Here is a 19,832-nt window from a genome sequence, read left to right as displayed (position 1 = left end):
AGTTGCGTCCCGAGCGGTGTGGGGATGTCGGCGTGCGTGGTACACACACTCGGGTCACCTGTCCGCCAACAGGAGAGAGTGCCCGATGCCCACGACACGACGTCTAGCGCTGGCAAGAACCGGAGCCGTTGGGGCGGCCGTCGCCTTCAGCGGCGCGCTCTCGGAATTGTTCACAGGGACCGCCGCGGCCCAGGCCACCGGCGGGAGCGCGGGTTACGGCCCGCTCGTCCCCGACCCCGACGGACTGCTCGACCTGCCCGAGGGCTTCCGCTACAAGGTCCTGTCCGCCGAGGGCGACCGGCTCCGCTCCGGTGAGGGCAAGGTGCCCAGCAACTGCGACGGCATGTCCGCCTTCCCCGCGCGCCCCAGGCACGGCAAGGGACACGGACACGGCAAGGGCCACACCTGGCTCGTCCGCAACCACGAGAACCGCAAGGACTCGCGCGTCCCCGTACCCACCGTCGAAAGGCTGACCTACGACCCCGAGGGCGAGGGCGGCTGCACCGTCCTCGAACTGGACGGCGACAACGACGTGCTGACCGAACGCGTCGGCATCGCGGGCACCTCGACCAACTGCGCGGGCGGCCCCAGCCTGTGGGACACCTGGCTCACCTGCGAGGAGACCGAGTTCAAGGCGGGCGAGGAGGGCTACACCAAGGACCACGGCTTCATCTTCGAGGTCGGCTTCGACAACCGCCGCCCCACCTCGGTCGAGCCGCTGAAGGACATGGGCCGCTTCCAGCACGAGGCCGTCGCCTTCGACCCGCACAACGGCGTCGTCTACGAGACGGAGGACGCCTTCGACGCGCCCTTCGGCCTGTTCTACCGCTTCCTGCCCCGCAAGCCCCGGGGCGGCTACGGCTCGCTGCACGCGGGCGGCACCCTTCAGGCCATGCGCGTGCCCGGCGTGGCCGACCTGTCCTCCGTCACCGAGACCGGCACCACCTTCGAGAACATCGAGTGGGTCGAGGTTCCCGACCCGGTGGCCAAGGAAACCCCCATCCGCTTCCAGGACTTCGGCAAGGGCGGCATCACCCACGCGCAGAAGCTGGAGGGCTGCTACTGGGGCGGCTCCTGCGTCTACTTCGTCTCCAGCTACGCGCGCAGCTCCGAGGGGTCGCAGCGCGACCACTTCGGGCAGATCTGGCGGTACGACCCGCGGCGCCGCCGCCTCACCCTCGTCATCCTCTTCGGCCCCGACACCGACGTGCAGCTGCCGGGCGAGGAGCCCGACAACATCTGCCTCGCGCCCAGCGGGGGCCTGATGGTGTGCGAGGACGGCGCCGGCGCCCAGCACGTCTTCGGGCTCACCCGGCGCGGCACCGTCTACCCGATGGCACGCGGCGCCCAGAACATCGGCACCCCCGAGGAACCGGAGTGGGGCGAGTTCGCGGGCGTCACCTTCGCCCCCGACGGGCGCACCATGTACGTCAACTGCTACACACCCGGCACCACCTTCGCGGTGACCGGGCCCTGGCGGCACTGACACCGTCCCGCCCCCGGGGAAGGTCCACCCGGGGGCGGGCTCTCACGGGCGGCGGCCCACCACGGCGCAGGCGGCGCACACGGCGAGACCCGCCACCGCCAGCGCGCACAGCAGCTCCACCCACGGCACGTCGACGCTTCCTTGCGCCGAGGCGCGGGACAGCGCGGCGACCGCCGCACGCGCCGGCGAGGCGCCCGCCACGAGGGCCACGACCGTCCCCAGCAGGGACATGGCCACCGCGTAGCCGCGCGCGCCGACGAGCGGCCGGTTGCACAGCACCCCCACAGCCGTTCCGACCGCCACGCAGGTGAGGACGCCGCACACGCCGGCCACCACGGCGGACGCGACGGGGATGGCGCCCCCGCCGTCCGTGCTCCACCGGCTGCTCACCGCGGTGACGAGCCCCACCGCCGCACCTCCCGGCACGGCGGCCGCCGCCGCACCGGCCACCACACCCGCGAGGTGGGCGCGGGCCGGTCCCGTGGCAGCCGCGGCGCAGTGCCGGGCCGCGGCCGGCTCGGCCGTCACGCAGACGCGCACCAGCCACACCGCGGTGGGCAGCAGCGCCGCGGCAGCGAACCCGAGGGAGTCCAGCACCGGATCACCCGCGCGTACACCGACCGCCAGGAGCCCCGCGTACAGCAGCAGCGGCGCGAGCCAGCGCTGGGAGCGCACCAGGAGGGCGAGTTGGTAGCGCGTCAGTGCGAGTGTCTCCCTCATCCCGGCCCCGCCTCCTCCCGCGCGGGGCCGACGGGACCGCCCCGCTCCTGGACGGCGTCCTCCTCCCGCGCGGCGTCCTCCTCCCGTACGGAGCGCACGTGCCAGCCCGGGTGCGCGGCCAGCAGGGTGCGCAGGGCGGCGTCCGAGGCGGCGGCGGGCACGGTCAAAGACAGCACGCCCTCAGGCGTCACCCGGCAGCGGGCACCGCGCGGCAGCCCGGCAGGCGCACCGGCACCCGGCGTCCCCCGCGCCTCGATGCGCAACCGGGGCGTTCGGGGGCGCGGTTCGGTACCCGCGCGAGCGCGCGGGCCGCGCTCCGCCCTCTCCGCCAGGCCGCCCGCAGCGATCCGCACGACCGCGTCGGGAGCCGCCGCCAACCGAGCGGGGTCGTGCTCCACGAAGACCACCGCGCCGCCCTCCGCGACCCGCTCCCGCACCACCTCGTCGAGGACCGCGCGGGCCGACTGGTCGAGCCCGGTCCACGCCTCGTCGAGCACCAGCAGGGCAGGGCGGCCGACGAGGGCCTGGGCCACGGCTACCTTCTGGCTGCTGCCCTTGGACAGCTCCCGCATGCGTGTGCCGGCATACGGGCCCGCGCCCAGGCGCTCCAGCCAGCGCGTGCTCTCCCGGGCGGCCGCACGCCCGCGCAGCCCACGCACGCGCCCGAGGTGGGTGACGTAGGCGGCAGCGGTCAGCGGCAGGGCGGCGGGGAAGCGTTCGGGGACGTATCCGCGTGTCCCGGGCAGTCCCCGTATCCGGCCCGCGCTGGGGGCCTCGACCCCGGCGAGCAGCCGGAGCAGGGTGGACTTCCCGCTGCCGTTGCCGCCTTCGACGCGCAGCAGGGTGCCCGCGCGCACCTCCAGATCGACGCCGCGCAGGACCCATCTTCCGCCCGCCCGGTACCTGCGCCCCACGTCGTCCAGCGTGACAGCCCAGCTCATGGGGGCAACGCTAGCCGCTGGCAGACTGACCCGGTGACCGTTTCGACCTCTTCAGCCTCCCCGGAGCCCGCGGCCGGGGCCCCGGAGCCCGCCACCTCCCGCGAGCAGCCCGCCGCCGAGCCCGACCGCTACGTCCTGCCCCTCGTCGTCCGCATCGAGCGGGCGGACCCGCCGGCGCGCACGGACGCGCTCCAGACGGCGGCGCGCGCGGTCCTGGCGCTGCTGTCCGATCCGCGCACGGTGGAGGAGACCGGGGCGTGGCACGCGCGGGTGCGGCAGTGGGAGGAGCGGCAGATCCGCAAGGTGGTGCGGCGGGCGCGGGGCGCCGAGTGGCGGCGCACGGAACCGCTGGGCGGGCTCACCGTGAGCGGCCACCGTGCCCAGGTGCGCGTCTTCCCTCCGATCCCGCTGGACGGCTGGCCCAAGGAGCTGGCGCGGCTCCAGGTCTCCGGCACCGACCTGGCGGAGCCCGGGCCACTGCCCACCCCGGACGCCGGCACGCCCGTGCTGTGGCTGAACCCCGGTCTGGAGATGTCCGCCGGCAAGGCGATGGCGCAGGCGGGCCACGGCGCGCAGCTCGCCTGGTGGCGGCTCGAGCCCGCGGCGCGGGCTGCCTGGCGCGCGTCCGGCTTCCCCCTCGCGGTGCGCCCTGCACGCGACACCGCTCACTGGCACGACCTGACCACCGCGGGGCTCCCGCTCGTCCAGGACGCCGGGTTCACCGAGGTGGCGCCCGGCTCGTGCACCGTCGTGGCGGAGCATCCCGCCTCGCGCACGGCGGACTGACGTCCTGTCGTACCCCTGACAGGCGGCCACGGTTGGTGGCATCCTCCTCACCGGGCGCAACGCGCCGCGCGCCGGGGGGCGCGCGAGGGGGATCGGGGTGCGGGAGATGACACACCTGCGGGCTGCCGCGCGCCGTCGAACAAGTGCTGACGCTGCTCGACCAGGCGGACCTGCCGTCGGGCAGCGGACACGAGCGCGAACTGTGGCTGCGCCGGCTGCCCGACAGGCCGCTGCCTTCGGACACACCTGGCCGCTCCACATCGTCAAGCGCGTGGCCGCGCTCGTGGTCGCCCTCGCCGCACGCGACGGCCGGAAGGAGCGCGGATCCGCCCAGGAGCGCGATGCCGCCAAGGAGCGTTGAGCTCGGGGGCGGGGCGTCCGGACGTCGGGGTGTCGGGAACCTCAAGTTTCGCTCTGAAGGAGGCCCTGCGGGGGTTGGGTTGGGCGCCGGCAGAGCAGGAGTTCACTCGCGGCCACGGGGAGGAGCGGCGGATGGACAGGCTGGGGACCGGGATCGGCTGGCGGCCCGAGATCGCCGAGGGCGTCGAGGCGCTGCCGGACATCGACTGGGTCGAGGTCGTCGCGGAGAACATCTGCCCAGGGCATCTGCCGGACTCCCTGCGCCGGCTGCGGGCGCGCGGCACGGTGATCGTGCCGCACGGAGTGGCGCTCGGCCTCGGGGGAGCCGAGCGCCCCGACCCGGGACGCCTCGCCGCCCTCGCCGAGCGCGCCGAGGCGCTCGGCGCTCCCCTGGTCAGCGAGCACATCGCCTTCGTCCGCGCCGGCGGCGCCGGCACGGGCCTGCCGCCGACGGAGGCCGGGCATCTGCTGCCGGTTCCCCGGACACGGGACGCGCTGGACGTACTGTGCGAGAACGTGCGCATCGCGCAGGACAGCCTGCCGGTGCCGCTGGCCGTGGAGAACATCGCCGCACTGTTCGGCTGGCCCGGCGAGGAGATGAGCGAGGGCGCCTTCCTGTCCGAACTGGTCGAGCGCACCGGGGTGCGGCTGCTGATCGACGTGGCGAACCTGCACACCAACCACGTCAACCGCGGGGAGGACCCGTGCGCGGCGCTGGACCGGCTGCCCTGGGAAGCACTCGCGTACGTGCACGTGGCGGGAGGCGTGGAGCGGGACGGCGTCTGGCACGACAGCCACGGGCACCCGGTGACCCGCCCGGTACTGGAGGTGCTGGAACAGCTGTGCGCCCGGGCGGTGCCGCCCGGCGTCCTGCTGGAGCGCGACGAGAACTTCCCTCCCGTGGCGCGGTTGGCGGCCGAGCTGGACGCGATCCGCGCGGTCGTGGAGGCCGCGCGTGTCTGAGCACACGGACGGTGCGCGCGAGCGGCTGGGGCGGGCGCAGGCCGGGCTGCTCGCCTGCCTGGTGGCGGGGGCGCCCGCGCCGGCGGGGTTCGACCCGGAGCGGCTTCAGCTCCAGGCGCGGGCGCTGCGGGCCAAGCGTGCCGACATCGTCGCCGAGGTGGCGCCCGAGCTGCCCGAGATCCTGGGCACGGACGTGTTCAGGCGGCTGTTCCACGCGTACGCGGCGCGGTGTCCGCTGCGGGACAACCACCGGTGGGACGCGCTCGACTTCGCGGGCTTCGCGCTGGAGCGCGGACGGCTCGCCCGCCGCGAGCGCAGGACCCTGAAGCGGTGGCTGCGCCACCGGCTGGGGCCCGCCCCGCGGTGACGCCCCGCCTGTGTCCTCAGGGCGGGGCCGTGGCGGTCGCCGCGGCGCGGTACGACGCAAGGGCCGCACGAGGGGCCGTACGAGGGGTCGTGGGCGACACCCGGGGACGTTGCTTTACATGAGCGTATGAGCGGCTGAGCATCCGATATGAACAGCGGTGCCCCACGGCACGGCTGACGGAGCGACAAGCGACCAGCGCCAGGGAGCCCACAGTGCGCGCAGCGGTGATGACGGCGACGGTGGCGGCGCTGGCCGTGGCGGTGGCCCCCGCCGCACCGGTGACGGCGGCGCCCGCCGGGGACGTGACGGAGCCGGCGGGGGTCGCCGACGCCGCGGCGAAGGCGGCTCGGGCAGGGGTCGAGTGGGGCACGTGCCCGAAAGCGGAGCACCTGCCCGACCCCGTCGAGTGCGGGACGGTCGAGGTCCCGGTCGACTACCGCGACCCGGACGGTGAGCGGATCCGGCTGACCGTCAGCAGGGCGCGGGCCACGGGCACGCCGCACAAGCGGCTGGGGCCACTCGTCTACAACCCCGGCGGGCCCGGCGGAAGCGGAATGAGCTTCCCTCTCTACCCGAGCCTCGGCGGCCTGTGGAAGCGGCTGAACGAACGGTACGACTTCATCGGGTACGCCCCGCGCGGCGTCGGGCGTTCCGGCCCCTTGTCGTGCCAGGCCCCCCAGGAGTTCACCAAGGGCCCGAACCCGTCACCGCGGCACCCCTCGGCCGCGTTCAAGGAGAAGATGAAGGAGAAGGCGGCCGCCTACGCCCGGGGCTGCGCCACGGCGCAGCCCGAGAGGCTGCCGCACTACACGACGGCGAACAACGCCAGGGACCTGGACGTCGTGCGCGCCGCGCTCGGGCAGCGGAAGCTGAGTTACCTGGGTGTCTCGTACGGGACCTACATCGGCTCGGTGTACGCGACGCTCTTCCCCGGGCACGTCGGCAGGCTGGTGCTGGACAGCGTGGTCAACCCCTCGTCCGACAGCGTGTGGTACCGGGCCAACCTGGAGCAGAACCGCGCCTTCGAGCGCCGCTGGGGCGACTGGAAGAGCTGGGTGGCGCGGCACCGGGACACCTACCACCTGGGGGCGACGGCCGAGGAGGTCCAGCGGTCCTTCGACGCGGCCATGGCGGCGGTGCGGCGGAAGCCCGCGGGCGGGACGGTGGGGCAGAAGGAGCTGGTGGCCGCGTATCTGAACACCGGATACGCGGACGCCCTGTGGGCACCGTACGCACGGGCACTGGCCGCGTACACGGCCGGGGACGACAAGCCGCTGGTGAGCCTGGCGGCGCCCGAGGAGGCGGCGGCGAAGGGCGAGGAGAACGGAAACGCCGTCTACAACGCGGTCGAGTGCCAGGACGCGCCCTGGCCGCGCGACTGGGACCGCTGGGACCTGGACAACACCGCCTCGGCGGCCGTCGCCCCGTTCAACACCTGGGAGAACGCCTGGATGAACCTGCCGTGCGCCTACTGGAGAACCCGGCCCTCGCACCCCGTGGAGGTGGGTACCGGGCCCGGCGAGCTGCCGAAGGTGCTGCTGGTGGCCGCGACCCGGGACGCGGCCACCCCGTACCAGGGGGCGCTGGAGACCCGGCGCAGGCTGGCGGGGTCCTCGCTGGTGACCGAGCAGGGAGCGGGGAACCACGGCGTGAGCGGCGGCAACGCGTGTGTCGACGCGCACCTGGAGCGGTACCTGTTCGAGGGCAGGACTCCCGGGTTCCACGCCGAGTGCGCAGCCCGCCCCGAGCCGGAGCCCGGCGGGCGGCACCGGGCGGGGACCAAGCCGGCCTCCAACACCCGGGCCGCCCGCTGAGCGGGCCGTGAGGCCTACGCCAGCCCGGCCACCAGCTCGGCGACCGGCTTGCGGCGGCCGGTGTAGAAGGGGATCTCCTCGCGGACGTGCCGCCGCGCCTCGGAGCCGCGCAGGTGCCGCATGAGGTCGACGATGCGGTGCAGTTCGTCCGCCTCGAAGGCGAGGACCCACTCGTAGTCGCCCAGCGAGAACGCCGGAACGGTGTTGGCCCGCACGTCGGGGAAGCCGCGCGCCATCTTGCCGTGGTCGGCGAGCATCCGGCGGCGGTCCTCGTCGGGCAGCAGGTACCACTCGTAGGAGCGCACGAACGGGTAGACGCTCACGTAGTCGCGCGGCTGCTCGTCGGCGAGGAAGGCCGGGATGTGCGACTTGTTGAACTCGGCGGGACGGTGCAGCGCCATGTTCGACCAGACGGGCTCCAGCGCGCGGCCCAGCCTGGTGCGGCGGAAGCGGTTGTAGGCGTCCTGGAGGGCGTCCGACTCCTCCGAGTGCCACCAGATCATCACGTCGGCGTCGGCGCGCAGCCCGGAGACGTCGTAGGTGCCGCGGACCACGACGTCCTCGGCGGCGAGCTGACCGAACAGCTCCTCCACCTCGTCCGCGTACCCGGCACGGTCCTCGGGCAGCACGTCGCGCAGCTTGAAGACGGACCAGAGGGTGTAGCGGATGACCTCGTTGAGGTCCTTGGCCTTCTTGCCCGCGTTGGGGGCCTTGGGCTGTGCGTCGGTCATGGCTCTCTTCTCTGCTCTCGTTCGCCGGTCTCCCCTGCCTGGGGGACCGTCGGGTCGGCGGGGTTGGCGGGGTGCTGCACGAGGTGCCGGGCCGCGCGGCGGCCGGCGGCGACACAGGCGGGGATGCCCACGCCCTCGTAGACCGCGCCGGCGACGGCCAGCCCGGGGACCCGGGCGACGGCGTCCTTGATCTGCGACACCCGCTCCAGATGGCCCACCGGATACTGCGGCAGGCCGCCGCGCCAGCGGGTGACCAGCGTGTCGACGGGGCGGGCCCGCAGCCCGGTGGCGGCGCGCAGGTCCGCCAGGGACAGCTCGACCAGTTCCGCGTCGTCCCTCTCGAGCACCCGCTCCTCACCGTGGCGGCCGAGCGAGGTGCGCAGGACGAACAGGCCGGGGTCCTGCTCGGCGACCCAACCCCACTTGCGGGTGGAGAAGGTGGCGGCCTTGATCGCGCGCCCGTCCACCGGCGGCACCAGGAAGCCGCTGCCGTCCGGCAGACCGCCGCAGTCGGCCCGGCGGAAGGCCAGGGTGACCAGCGCCATCGAGGCGTACGCGACCTGGTCGAGACCGGCGGCGGCAGCCGGCGCGTGCGGACCCAGCAGCCGGGCCGCCGCGGGCGCGGGCACGGCCACCACGACCGCGTCGCCGCGCACCGTCGCGTGGTCGGTGACCGCGATCCAGTCCCGGGCGCCGTCCTCACCCGCCGTCCGGCGCAGCTCCCGCACCGGTGTACTGCGCCGGATGTCGGCGCCCTTGGCCGTGCAGGCGTCGGCCACGGCCCCGGGCAGCCGGCCGACGCCGCCTTCGATACCCATGAAGACGGGCCCCGTGCGCGCGGGCGCGGCGGCGGCCCGCCGCTGGAGGGCGCGCACCCCTGCCAGCAGGGAGCGCTCGTCGCGAGCCGCCTCGTACAGCTGCGGAACCGCGGCGCGCAGGGAGATGCGGTACGCGTCACCGGCGTAGACGCCGCCCAGCAGGGGTTCCACGAGCCGGTCGACGACCTCGCGGCCGAGCCGCCCGGCCACGTAGTCCCCCACAGACACGTCCTCGCCGACCTCGGTACGCGGCAGCCGCTCGTCCTCCTCGATACGGGCGAGCCCCTCGGGCGAGACCACGCCCTCCACGGCCGCCGGGTCACCCGGCACGCCCATCACGTGGCCCTTGGGCATGGGGCGCACGGCGCCGCGCGTCCACAGGGCGCCGCCCGCGACGGACGGCGGCGCCAGCCGCTCGCCGAGCCCGACCGCACGGGCCAGCTCCACGGCCTCGGGGCGGCGGGCCAGCAGGGACTCGGCGCCCAGGTCCACGGCGGCGGCGCCTGCGATGCTTCCGGCACGCAGCTTGCCGCCGAGCACGGCCCCGGCCTCCAGCACGGTCACCCGCGCACCGTCCGCGAGGAGTTGGTGCGCGGCGGCCAGGCCCGAGATGCCACCTCCGATGACAAGTACGTGCATATCGCAAGTCTCGCAGAGTGCCGATTGGTGCATAACGTGGGGCCCGGTAGTGGGTCAGAAGAAGTGGGAGGGCACAGCGGGCGCGGAAGCCGGCGTAGAAGTGGGACAGCACGGCAGGCACGGGCGGAACGGCGAGAGGAGCTCGGTGATGGCGGCGGAGCGGATGGTGGTCATCGGTGGCGATGCGACGGGCATGTCGGCCGCGTCGCAGGCCCGCAGGCTACGGAGCCCGGAGGATCTGGAGGTCGTGGCGTTCGAGCGCGGCCCCTTCTCCTCGTACTCGGCCTGCGGCATCCCCTACTGGGTCGGCGGCGACGTCCAGGAGCGGGACGCGCTGATCGCCCGCTCCCCCGAGGAGCACCGCTCACGCGGCATCGACCTGCGCATGCGCACCGAGGCGGTCGAGCTGGACCTCGCGGGGGCGCGGGTGCGGGTGCGCGAGGAGGCCGGCACGGAGCGCTGGGAGGGCTACGACCACCTGGTGCTGGCCACCGGCGCCGTGCCGACACGCCCACCGCTGCCCGGCATCGACGCCGAAGGCGTGCACGGGGTGCAGACGCTGGACGACGGACGCCAGCTGCTCGACGCACTGGAACAGCGCATCGAGCGGGGCGGCGGCTCGGGGGGTGACGGCGCGCGGCGAGCGGTCGTCGTCGGCGCGGGCTACATCGGCGTCGAGATGGCCGAGGCGTTCGTCCAGCGCGGCTACGAGGTGACGGTCCTCGAAAAGGCCGAGCAGCCCATGTCCACCCTGGACCCCGACATGGGCCGGCTGGTCCACGAGGCCATGTGCTCCCTGGGCATCGAGACGGTGCTCGAAGCCGCCGTCACCGAGATCCTCACCGACGAGGACGGGCGGGCCCGCGGGGTGGCGACCGAGGAGACCGAGTATCCGGCGGACGTCGTCGTGCTCGGCCTGGGGGTACGGCCGGCGACGGAGCTGGCGCGCGCCGCCGAGCTGCCCCTGGGCACGTCGGGCGGGCTGCTGACCGACCTGGCGATGCGGGTGCGGGGCCAGGAGAACGTGTGGGCGGGCGGGGACTGCGTGGAGGTCCTCAACCTCGTCTCCGGCCGCGCCCAGCACGTCCCGCTGGGCACCCACGCCAACAAGCACGGGCAGGTCATCGGCCAGAACATCGGCGGAGGCTACGCCACGTTCCCCGGCGTGGTGGGCACGGCCGTCAGCAAGGTATGCGATCTGGAGATCGCCAGGACGGGCCTGCTGGAAGCACAGGCGTCGGCGGTCGGGCTGCGGTTCGAGAGCGTGGTGATCGAGTCCACCACCCGGGCGGGCTACTACCCGGGCACCCGCCCCATCCACGTCAAGATGATCGCCGAGCGCCGCTCGGGGCGACTGCTCGGCGTCCAGATCGTCGGCCGGGAGAACGCGGGCAAGCGCGTCGACATCGCCGCGGTCGCCCTCCACGCGGGGATGACGGTGGAGCAGATGACCTCACTGGACCTGGGCTACGCCCCACCGTTCAGCCCCGTGTGGGACCCGGTGCTGGTGGCTGCGAGAAAGGCGGCGGCAGCGGTGCGCGCCGGCTGAACCGGGGCGGCAGCCCGCGGGGCTCAGCTGGTGTGCTCGTGTACGTAGGAGACCAGGTCGGTCAGCGCCTGCGGGTCGGTGTCGGGCAGCACCCCGTGGCCCAGATTGAAGATGTGCCCCTCGAGACCGTGAGCGGCCCGCAGGATGCGCTCGGCGTGCTGCTCGACGGTCTCACGGGGAGCGAAGAGGACCGCCGGGTCGAGGTTGCCCTGGATCGCCTTGCCGGGACCGACCCGGCGGGCCGCCTCGTCCACCGGCACCCGCCAGTCGGCGCCGACGACATCGGCGCCCGCCTCACCCATCAGAGGCAGCAGCTCGCCGGTCCCGACACCGAAGTGGATCCGGGGCACGCCGTAGGGGGCCACGGCCTCGAAGACCTTCTTCGACGCCGGCAGCACGCTGCGCCGGTAGTCCTCGGGGGCGAGCGCGCCGACCCACGAGTCGAACAGCTGCACCGCGCTCGCGCCCGCCTCGATCTGCACCTTCAGGAAGCCGGCGGTGATGTCGGCGAGGCGGTCCACAAGGTCGGCCCACAGCTCGGGCTCGCCGTACATCAGGGCCTTGGTGCGCTCGTGGTTCTTTGAGGGACCGCCCTCGACCAGGTAGCTGGCGAGAGTGAAGGGCGCCCCGGCGAAACCGATCAGCGGCGTGCCGCCCAACTCGCGGGTGAGAATCCCGATCGCCTCGGTCACATAGGCAACGTCCTCGGGCTCAAGCGTCCGCAGCCGCTCCAGGTCGGCGCGGCTCCTGACGGGCTTTTCGACAACGGGGCCGACGCCGGGCTTGATGTCGACATCGACACCGATGGCCTTGAGCGGGACGACGATGTCGCTGAAGTAGATCGCCGCGTCGACCCCGTGCCGCCGCACGGGCTGGAGCGTGATCTCGGCGACGAGATCGGGCCGCATGCACGAGTCCAGCATCCTGATGCCCTCGCGCACCTTCCGGTACTCGGGCAGCGAGCGTCCCGCCTGCCGCATGAACCACACCGGCGTGTGCGGCACCGGCTCACGACGGCACGCCCGAAGGAACGCCCCGTCGAGGACAGCGTCCCCGGCGGAGTCGACTGGGGCATTCGGTGTCTGCGTCGGCTGGCCCACGGGGCGGTCGTTTCCACTCACACAAGGAAGTCTCCCACGGCCGAACGGGGTGTCCCTACCAGCCTCAAGGCCCGCCGCCGCCTACTCTTCGGACCCATGACTGCGGGTCGGGCAGCGAAGGCGGGAGGCTTCGGCGGAGTGGAAGACACCGGCGGGACGGGCGGTTCTGGTGGCGGTGGCGGGGACTCCTTTCCCCCACCCTTCCGGGCGGCGGTCACCGCGCTGAGCGAGACGCGGCCGCGCCCCGAAGTGCGGATCTCGCCGCTGCCCGCACCCAAGCGGCTGGCGCCCTACGCGTTCGCCCTGGAAGCGGCCGTGACCGAGCCGGACGACGCGGGCGTCGAGCTGGCCGACGGGCGGTTCGTCCTGTTGCACGACCCGCAGGGCCAGGAGGGCTGGCGAGGCACCTTCCGGGTCGTCACCCTGGGCCGCGCCGAACTGGAACCGGAGATCGCCGGTGACCCCCTGCTGCCCGAGGTGACCTGGTCATGGCTGACCGGCGCCCTGGAGGCACGCGGTGCCGGATACGGGGAAGCGAGCGGCACCGTCACACGGTCGAGCTCCGCGTACTTCGGCGGCCTCGCGGAACGCCCTGCGGAGGAGGTGCTGGAGATCCGCGCCAGCTGGACCCCCGAGGGCTCCACACCCGACGCCTCCGCACACCTGACGGCCTGGTGCGAACTCCTCTGCCAGTGCGCCGGATTGCCCCCGGAGACCGGCGAGGGCACCTCGGTCGTACAGCTCCCGCAACGCCGCGGCCCCCACTGACCGGTCCCCCGGCCCCGCCCCGTCCGCCCACCCCCTCTGCCGAATACCGGACCCGGGCAGCAGCACCCGCCCGGGCCGCCGGCCCCCTGACGGACACCGAGCCAGGTCGGCCTCCCTCGCCCGAGCGGCATCACGCCGGTGCCGGGCCCGCCGGTCCTCCCCCGCCCCTTCCGATGACCGCGGGGAAGGACCGGCTCGCTGACGGACACCGCGACCGACCGGCACCGCCGACGACCGCACCGCTCGTCCGCCCCTCACCCATGAACACCCGGACCATCCCCGCCCCCGCAAGACCGCGGGAAACGTCCGGCCCCCTCACGGGCACCCCTACCGCCGTGCCCCCGCCACTGCCCCACCGGAAGACCGCGGGTAACAACCGGCCTCCCTCGCGTTCGCCCGGACCGACCGGCACCGCCCGACGTTCGCGGGACTCGCCCGGCCCCGCCGACAAACGCGGCCCCGCTGCCGTCCCGTGCCCGGGTTCCTTACGGGGCCCGGAGGAGCCCCCCGCCGGGTCGCCGCAGGCCAGCAGACAGCAGGCAGCAGGCAGCAAACACCAGTCAACAGGCACCAAGCAGCAGGCACCGGGCGACCACCCAACTCCGCGGCGCGGCGCGTCTGGGCACCGGAAGGACACCCACCCGCGCCGGCTCCCACGACCGCACCACCCCACGATCTGCCGGGCAAGCGTGCCCCGAGGGCACCCCGGCACCCGCTCCCCGACACCCCGACACCCCGACACCCCGACACGCGGGCAAGCGTGCCCCTCCCCCGGGGCGCCCCGACACCTAAGCGCGGGGCACGGGCACGGGGCGAGCCAGCACCCGGACCCGCACAGGCAGGGCCCCACGGAACACCCGTGGGGCCCCCGCTGCGTTGTTTTGTCTACAAAGTACCTCTCCGAATTCCGGTCACCGGTCTCTCGGGGACTCGGTCTCTGTGTAGACAAAGGAATGTTTCCCGGGGAGGTAATTGGCGACAGAAACGGCATTGGAGAAATTCGGGTCACTAATTCGTGATCTTTCTCTAAAGAGGCACGGAGAAGGTGCCGAAGGAGTCTGTGACCCTTCACACGGAATACCCGACTCGTTCGGTTCCGTCCCCCACAGCCACTCCCCCCAGGAGGCCCGGTGTCTGTTCTCCTTGAGCACCCCACAAGCCTGGTCGCCTACCGCCCGAACAAGCCGACGGCCATGGTCGTCGTGGCCGACCCTCGTGTCCGCTCCACCGTGACCCGCCACCTGTGGGCTCTCGGGGTGCGGGACGTGATCGAGGCGTCGTCCATCGCGGAGGCCCGTCCCCGCGTCGGTAACCCGCGCGACATCTGCGTGGCCGACGTGCACCTGCCCGACGGCTCAGGACTCAGCCTGCTGTCGGAGACGAGAGCCGCGGGCTGGCCCAACGGGCTGGCGCTGTCCGCGGCCGATGACATCGGCGCCGTACGCAACGCGCTGGCCGGCGGCGTCAAGGGCTATGTCGTCACCGGTACCCGTACCAATCTGGGCGGTGCCATGCCGACGCGGCACGGCGCGGCCCCCATCGGCGCCGCAGCGGCGGCCCGGATGCACCGTCGTCCCGGCGGCGGCCCGGGCGGTCCGGGGCACCCTGGCGGTTACCGGGAACTCTCGGGCCGCGAGGTGGAGGTACTGCGCCTTGTCGCGGAGGGGCAGTCGAACAAGGCCATCGGCGTGTCGATGGGCCTCTCGGCGCTGACCGTGAAGAGCCACCTCGCCCGGATCGCCCGCAAGCTGGGCACAGGTGACCGCGCGGGCATGGTGGCCGTGGCGCTGCGGACGGGCATCATCCACTGAACCCTCGGGCTTCCCCTCCCGCGCCGTTCCGCTTTCCGGGCGCTCGTCGACGTAACGTTCCGTCGGCGGGCGCCCGGCGGCGCGTGTGCGCGGCTACCCTTGACTGGTGACCGACGCCCAAGAGACCGACGCAGCCCCCGCAGCTCAGGCCCCCTCCGCAGACTCAGCACCGGCGCCGGTCCCGCTGCTGGAACCCCGCGAGGGGATTCCTCCGGTGACCGCTTCCGCCGAGGAGCTGGCGCGGGTGACCGAGGCTTTCGCGGCGGGCAGCGGTCCGGTGGCCGTCGACGCGGAGCGCGCGTCGGGTTACCGCTACGGGCAGCGGGCCTACCTGGTGCAGCTGCGCCGCGCGGGCGCGGGCACGGCGTTGGTCGACCCGGTGGCCTGCCCCGATCTGTCGGGGCTCGACGAGGCTTTGGCGGGCAGCGAGTGGGTGCTGCACGCTGCCACGCAGGATCTGCCGTGTCTGCGTGAGATAGGTATGCGGCCCACGAGGCTCTTCGACACCGAGCTGGCCGGGCGGCTGGCCGGGTTCGCCCGGGTGGGGCTGGGCGCGATGGTGGACAACGTGCTCGGTTACGCGCTGGAGAAGGGGCACTCGGCGGTGGACTGGTCGACGCGTCCGCTGCCCGAGCCGTGGCTGCGGTACGCGGCGCTGGACGTGGAGCTGCTGGTGGACCTGCGGGACGCGCTGGAGGTCGAGCTGTCCCGGCAGGGGAAGCTGGAGTGGGCGCGGGAGGAGTTCGCGGCCATCGCCGCGGCCCCCGCGCCGCCGCCCCGCAAGGATCCGTGGCGCCGTACGTCGGGTATGCACAAGGTGCGTCGTCGCCGTCAGATGGCGGTGGTGCGGGAGCTGTGGTTCGCGCGGGACGCGGTGGCCCGCAAGCGGGACGTCTCGCCCGGCAAGGTGCTGACGGACGCGGCGATCGTGGAGGCCGCGCTGGCGATGCCGACGCAGGCGCGGGCTCTCTCCGCGCTGCCCGGGTTCGGGCAGCGGATGGGCCGCAAGCAGCTCGATCAGTGGCAGGCCGCCGTCGAGCGGGCGCGGGCGCTGGCCGAGGAGGAGCTGCCGCAGCAGGGGCAGGCGACCAGTGGTCCGCCGCCGCCGAGATCGTGGGCGGACAAGGATCCGGCGGCCGCGGCCCGGCTGTCGGCGGCGCGGGCCGCCGTCACCCGGCACGCGGAGGAGTTGAACCTGCCGCAGGAGAATCTGCTGACGCCGGACACGGTGCGCCGCCTGTGCTGGGAGCCGCCCGCCGCGGTGAGCGTGGAGTCCGTCTCGGGTGCGCTGCGCGGGCTGGGTGCGCGGGAGTGGCAGATCGCGCAGACGGCGGAGCTGCTGCGTGCCGCGCTCTCGTCTCCCGGCGCGTGAGCCGATCGCCCCGGCGCGCGGGCGTCCCGGCTTTCCTGGCCCCTGAGCGCCGCTGCGGCGGTACCTGAGCCGGGCGGCTCGGCTTCTTGTGCCCTGGCTCCCGCGCTCACGCGCGGTGGAGCGCCGCGCTCGCCCCCGGTGACGCCGCGTCGGCCCGCGGTGTGGTGTGACGTGTGCCCTTCCCTCTGGTCGGCCCTTGCCAGCTGGTTACCGACAAGTAGCATGGGGGGCGACCGACCCCTGGCCGCACCTGGAGGAGAGCCAACGTGCCTCGTACCGCAAGGGACGTCGTCTTCGTCGACGGCGTACGCACCCCGTTCGGCAAGGCGGGCCCCAAGGGCATCTATCACGAGACCCGCGCCGACGACCTGGTCATCAAGTGCATCCGTGAGCTGCTGCGCCGCAACCCCGACCTGCCTGCGGAGCGCATCGACGAGGTCGCCGTCGCGGCGACCACCCAGATCGGCGACCAGGGGCTCACCCTGGGCCGCACCGCCGGCATCCTCGCCGGGCTGCCCAAGACCGTCCCTGGCTTCTCCATCGACCGGATGTGCGCGGGCGCGATGACGGCCGTGACGACGACCTCGGGGTCGATCGCCTTCGGCGCCTACGACCTGGTGGTGGCCGGCGGTGTCGAGCACATGGGCCGCCACCCGATGGGTGAGGGCGTGGACCCCAACCCGCGGTTCGTCTCGGAGAAGCTGGTCGACGAGTCGGCGATGTTCATGGGCATGACCGCCGAGAACCTGCACGACCGCTTCCCGCACCTGACCAAGGAGCGCGCGGACAGGTTCGCCGTGGCCAGCCAGGAGAAGGCGGCCAAGGCGTACGCCAACGACAGGATCCAGCCCGACCTGGTGCCGATCTCCGTCCGCCGCACCTCGCCCGAGGGCGGGGAGACCGGCTGGGGTCTGGCCACAGCGGACGAGCCGATGCGGCCCGGCACGACGCTGGAGAACCTCGCCGGGCTCAAGACGCCCTTCCGCGCGCACGGCCGGGTCACCCCGGGCAACGCCGCGGGGCTCAACGACGGTGCCACCGCCTCCCTGCTGGCCGCCGAGGACGTGGCCCGCGAGCTGGACCTGCCGGTCAAGATGCGGCTGGTCTCCTACGCGTTCGCCGGTGTCGAGCCGGAGGTCATGGGCGTCGGCCCGATCCCGGCCACCGAGAAGGCGCTGGCCAAGGCGGGTCTGTCCATCGACGAGATCGGCCTGTTCGAGGTCAACGAGGCGTTCGCCGTCCAGGTGCTCGCGCTGCTGGACCACTACGGCATCGCCGACGACGACCCGCGCGTCAACCAGTACGGCGGCGCCATCGCCTTCGGCCACCCGCTGGCCTCCTCGGGCGTACGGCTGATGAACCAGCTCGCCCGGCAGTTCGAGGAGCAGCCGCACGTCCGCTACGGCCTCACCACCATGTGCGTCGGCTTCGGCATGGGCGGGACCGTCATCTGGGAGAACCCCCACTGGGAGGGCAACAAGTGAGTAAGACCGCCGAACTCCTCAAGGGCGCGGCCGAGCTGTTCCCCGACGAGGTCGTCACCCAGGCGCACGTACGCCACCTCGACCTGCCCGGCGGCGCAGGCAGGTTCGCCCTCATCACGCTGGACAACGGGCTGGACCACACCAAGCCCACCACCATCGGCCCGCAGTCGCTGGCCAACCTCGACGCCGCCCTCGACCAGGTGGAGAAGGAGGCCGCCGACGGCGAGATCAAGGGTGTCGGCGTCACCGGCAAGCCCTTCATCTTCGCCGTCGGCGCCGACCTCAAGGGCGTCGAGTTGCTGAAGCGGCACGAGGACGCCGCCGCCATCGGCAAGGGTGGCCACGACGTCTTCGTGCGGCTGGCCAACCTCGCGGTGCCGACGTTCGCGTACTACAACGGCGCCTCCATGGGCGGCGGTGTGGAGATCGGGCTGCACTGCACCTACCGCACCGTCTCCGCCGCGCTGCCCGCCTTCTCGCTGCCCGAGGTCTTTCTCGGCCTGGTGCCCGGCTGGGGCGGCTGCGCGCTGCTGCCGAACCTGGTCGGCGCCGACCGCGCGGTCAGCGTCATCATCGAGAACTCCCTCAACCAGAACCGCCAGCTCAAGGGCGAGCAGGTCTACGAACTCGGCATCGCCGACGCGCTGTTCGAGGGCGCGGACTTCCTGGAGGAGTCGCTGCGCTGGACCGCGGCAGTACTCAAGGGCGAGATCGAGGTCGTGCGGCCGGAGGTGGACCGCGGAGAGGCGTGGGACGCCGCCGTGCAGCGCGGCCGGCAGATCGCGGACGGCAAGGTGCACGGCGCCGCACCGGCCGCCTACCGGGCCCTGGACATCATCGCCGCCGCCAAGAACGGCGACCTGCGACAGGGCTTCGAGGCCGAGACGCAGGCGCTGGCCGACCTGATCATGAGCGGTGAACTGCGCGCGGGGCTCTACGCGTTCGACCTGGTGCAGCGGCGCGCGAAGCGCCCTGCGGGCGCCCCCTCCAAGGACCTGGCGCGTCCGGTCACCAAGGTCGGCGTCGTCGGCGCGGGGCTGATGGCCTCGCAGCTCGGTCTGCTGTTCGCCCGGCGTCTCGAAGTGCCTGTCGTACTGACCGACATCGACCAGGAGCGGGTCGACAAGGGAGTGGCCTACTGCCACGAGGAGATCGACAAGCTGCTGCTGAAGGGCCGCGTCAACCAGGACAAGGCCAACCGCCTCAAGGCCCTGGTGACCGGGTCGCTGGACAAGGCCGCCGCCTTCGCCGACGCGGACTTCGTCATCGAGGCCGTCTTCGAGGAGATGGGCGTCAAGCAGAAGGTGTTCGCCGAGGTCGAGGCGGTCGTGCCCGAGCACGCCATCCTCGCCACCAACACCTCCTCGCTCTCGGTCTCCGAGATGGCCTCCCAGCTCGAACACCCCGAGCGCGTGGTCGGCTTCCACTTCTTCAACCCCGTCGCGATCCTTCCGCTGCTGGAGATCGTGCGCGGCGAGAGGACCGACGACGCGGCGCTGGCGACCGCGTTCGGTGTCGCCAAGAAGCTGAAGAAGACGGCGGTGCTCGTCAAGGACGCGCCGGCGTTCGTCGTCAACCGTGTGCTCACCCGGTTCCTGGGGGAGGTCCTGCGCTCCATCGACGAGGGCACCCCGGTGGAGGTCGCCGACCGGGCGCTGGCCCCGCTGGGTCTGCCGATGTCGCCGATCCAGCTCCTGGAGCTGGTCGGCCCGGCCGTCGCGCACCACGTGGCGGGCACCCTGCACGGCGCCTTCCCCGAGCGCTTCGGCGTCTCGGAGAACCTGGGCCGCGTCGTCGAGGCCGGCAAGCGCAGCCTGTACCTGCCGGGTACGACGGAGCTGGACCCCGAGGTCGCCGAACTCTTCCAGGTCGGGGGCAGCGTGCTGACCGAGGAGCAGGTCCGCGAGCGGGCGCTGGGTGCCGTCGCCGAGGAGATCCGGCTGATGCTGGACGACGAGGTGGTGGCCGAGGCGCAGGACATCGACCTGTGCCTGATCACGGGTGCCGGGTGGCCCTTCCACCTCGGTGGGATCACGCCCTACCTCGACCGCGAGGGCGTCAGCGAGCGCGTCACCTCACGCCGCTTCCTGGCCCCGGGCGTCGCCGGCGTCCCGGCGTGAGGG

15 protein-coding genes and 1 pseudogene are annotated in these 19,832 nt (G+C 73.5%); 11 read left to right on the top strand and 5 right to left on the bottom strand.

From position 1 onward, the window contains the following. The first annotated feature begins 85 nt into the window (after positions 1-85). Entirely contained in the window at positions 86-1,486 is a 1,401-nt protein-coding gene (locus DQ392_RS22600; protein WP_114017523.1) for an alkaline phosphatase PhoX, read from the top strand. Between the two features lie 42 nt (positions 1,487-1,528). Here DQ392_RS22600 and DQ392_RS22595 read toward each other — a convergent pair whose 3' ends face one another. Together DQ392_RS22595 and DQ392_RS22590 are read right to left on the bottom strand one after the other, a co-directional pair. Beyond that, a complete protein-coding gene (locus DQ392_RS22595) occupies positions 1,529-2,206 on the bottom strand; it encodes an ABC transporter (protein ID WP_114017522.1) in 678 nt (225 codons plus the stop codon). Next, complete coding sequence (locus DQ392_RS22590) at positions 2,203-3,147, bottom strand: ATP-binding cassette domain-containing protein (protein ID WP_114017521.1); 945 nt, start codon at positions 3,145-3,147, stop codon at positions 2,203-2,205. The genes DQ392_RS22595 and DQ392_RS22590 overlap by 4 nt, the downstream gene beginning before the upstream one ends. Before the next feature lie 33 nt (positions 3,148-3,180). On the opposite strand from DQ392_RS22590, the gene DQ392_RS22585 reads away from it, so the two are divergent. The 4 genes and pseudogenes from DQ392_RS22585 to DQ392_RS22575 all read left to right on the top strand — a co-directional run bounded on the left by DQ392_RS22585 (position 3,181) and on the right by DQ392_RS22575 (position 7,437). Next, positions 3,181-3,933 (top strand): aminoacyl-tRNA hydrolase, encoded by a 753-nt coding sequence (locus DQ392_RS22585; RefSeq protein ID WP_114017520.1) that lies wholly within the window; start codon positions 3,181-3,183, stop codon positions 3,931-3,933. A gap of 202 nt (positions 3,934-4,135) precedes the next feature. After that, the gene (locus DQ392_RS34550) at positions 4,136-4,294 is read left to right on the top strand and encodes a hypothetical protein (protein WP_181856538.1); all 159 of its coding nucleotides are present in this window, start codon (positions 4,136-4,138) and stop codon (positions 4,292-4,294) included. Positions 4,295-4,425: 131 nt separating this feature from the next. Continuing rightward, positions 4,426-5,623 (top strand): annotated as a pseudogene (locus tag DQ392_RS22580) (multinuclear nonheme iron-dependent oxidase). A gap of 212 nt (positions 5,624-5,835) precedes the next feature. Continuing rightward, entirely contained in the window at positions 5,836-7,437 is a 1,602-nt protein-coding gene (locus tag DQ392_RS22575) for an alpha/beta hydrolase (protein WP_245981774.1), read from the top strand. 14 nt (positions 7,438-7,451) lie between these two features. On the opposite strand, the gene hemQ is transcribed toward DQ392_RS22575, so the two are convergent. Next, complete coding sequence (hemQ, locus tag DQ392_RS22570; protein ID WP_114017519.1) at positions 7,452-8,168, bottom strand: hydrogen peroxide-dependent heme synthase; 717 nt, start codon at positions 8,166-8,168, stop codon at positions 7,452-7,454. Further along, complete coding sequence (hemG, locus tag DQ392_RS22565) at positions 8,165-9,625, bottom strand: protoporphyrinogen oxidase (RefSeq protein ID WP_114017518.1); 1,461 nt, start codon at positions 9,623-9,625, stop codon at positions 8,165-8,167. The genes hemQ and hemG overlap by 4 nt, the downstream gene beginning before the upstream one ends. Before the next feature lie 148 nt (positions 9,626-9,773). Here hemG and DQ392_RS22560 point away from each other — a divergent pair, with 148 nt between their 5' ends. After that, on the top strand, positions 9,774-11,174 hold the full coding sequence (locus DQ392_RS22560) for an FAD-dependent oxidoreductase (RefSeq protein WP_181856537.1): 1,401 nt from the start codon (positions 9,774-9,776) through the stop codon (positions 11,172-11,174). Positions 11,175-11,197: 23 nt separating this feature from the next. On the opposite strand, the gene hemE is transcribed toward DQ392_RS22560, so the two are convergent. Next, positions 11,198-12,295, bottom strand: a complete 1,098-nt coding sequence (hemE, locus tag DQ392_RS22555; RefSeq protein ID WP_114017516.1) for a uroporphyrinogen decarboxylase — start codon at positions 12,293-12,295, stop codon at positions 11,198-11,200. Between the two features lie 75 nt (positions 12,296-12,370). Between hemE and DQ392_RS22550 the strand changes: the two genes are divergently transcribed. The 5 genes from DQ392_RS22550 (at position 12,371) to DQ392_RS22530 (ending at position 19,829) form a co-directional block, all read left to right on the top strand. Beyond that, positions 12,371-13,042 (top strand): DUF3000 domain-containing protein, encoded by a 672-nt coding sequence (locus DQ392_RS22550; RefSeq protein ID WP_114017515.1) that lies wholly within the window; start codon positions 12,371-12,373, stop codon positions 13,040-13,042. Between the two features lie 1,130 nt (positions 13,043-14,172). Then, entirely contained in the window at positions 14,173-14,853 is a 681-nt protein-coding gene (locus tag DQ392_RS22545) for a response regulator transcription factor (protein ID WP_027737418.1), read from the top strand. A 106-nt stretch (positions 14,854-14,959) separates the two neighbouring features. Beyond that, positions 14,960-16,225: an HRDC domain-containing protein gene (locus DQ392_RS22540; RefSeq protein WP_114017514.1), complete on the top strand. Its 1,266-nt coding sequence runs from the start codon at positions 14,960-14,962 to the stop codon at positions 16,223-16,225. Positions 16,226-16,491: 266 nt separating this feature from the next. Beyond that, positions 16,492-17,709: a thiolase family protein gene (locus tag DQ392_RS22535; protein WP_114017513.1), complete on the top strand. Its 1,218-nt coding sequence runs from the start codon at positions 16,492-16,494 to the stop codon at positions 17,707-17,709. Further along, on the top strand, positions 17,706-19,829 hold the full coding sequence (locus DQ392_RS22530) for a 3-hydroxyacyl-CoA dehydrogenase NAD-binding domain-containing protein (protein WP_114017512.1): 2,124 nt from the start codon (positions 17,706-17,708) through the stop codon (positions 19,827-19,829). Before DQ392_RS22535 ends, DQ392_RS22530 begins: the two co-directional genes overlap by 4 nt. Positions 19,830-19,832 lie beyond the last annotated feature (3 nt).

The sequence above is a fragment of the Streptomyces reniochalinae genome, from assembly GCF_003323735.1.
Lineage (GTDB): Bacteria > Actinomycetota > Actinomycetes > Streptomycetales > Streptomycetaceae > Streptomyces > Streptomyces reniochalinae.
This window is presented reverse-complemented; position numbering and strand designations above follow the sequence as displayed.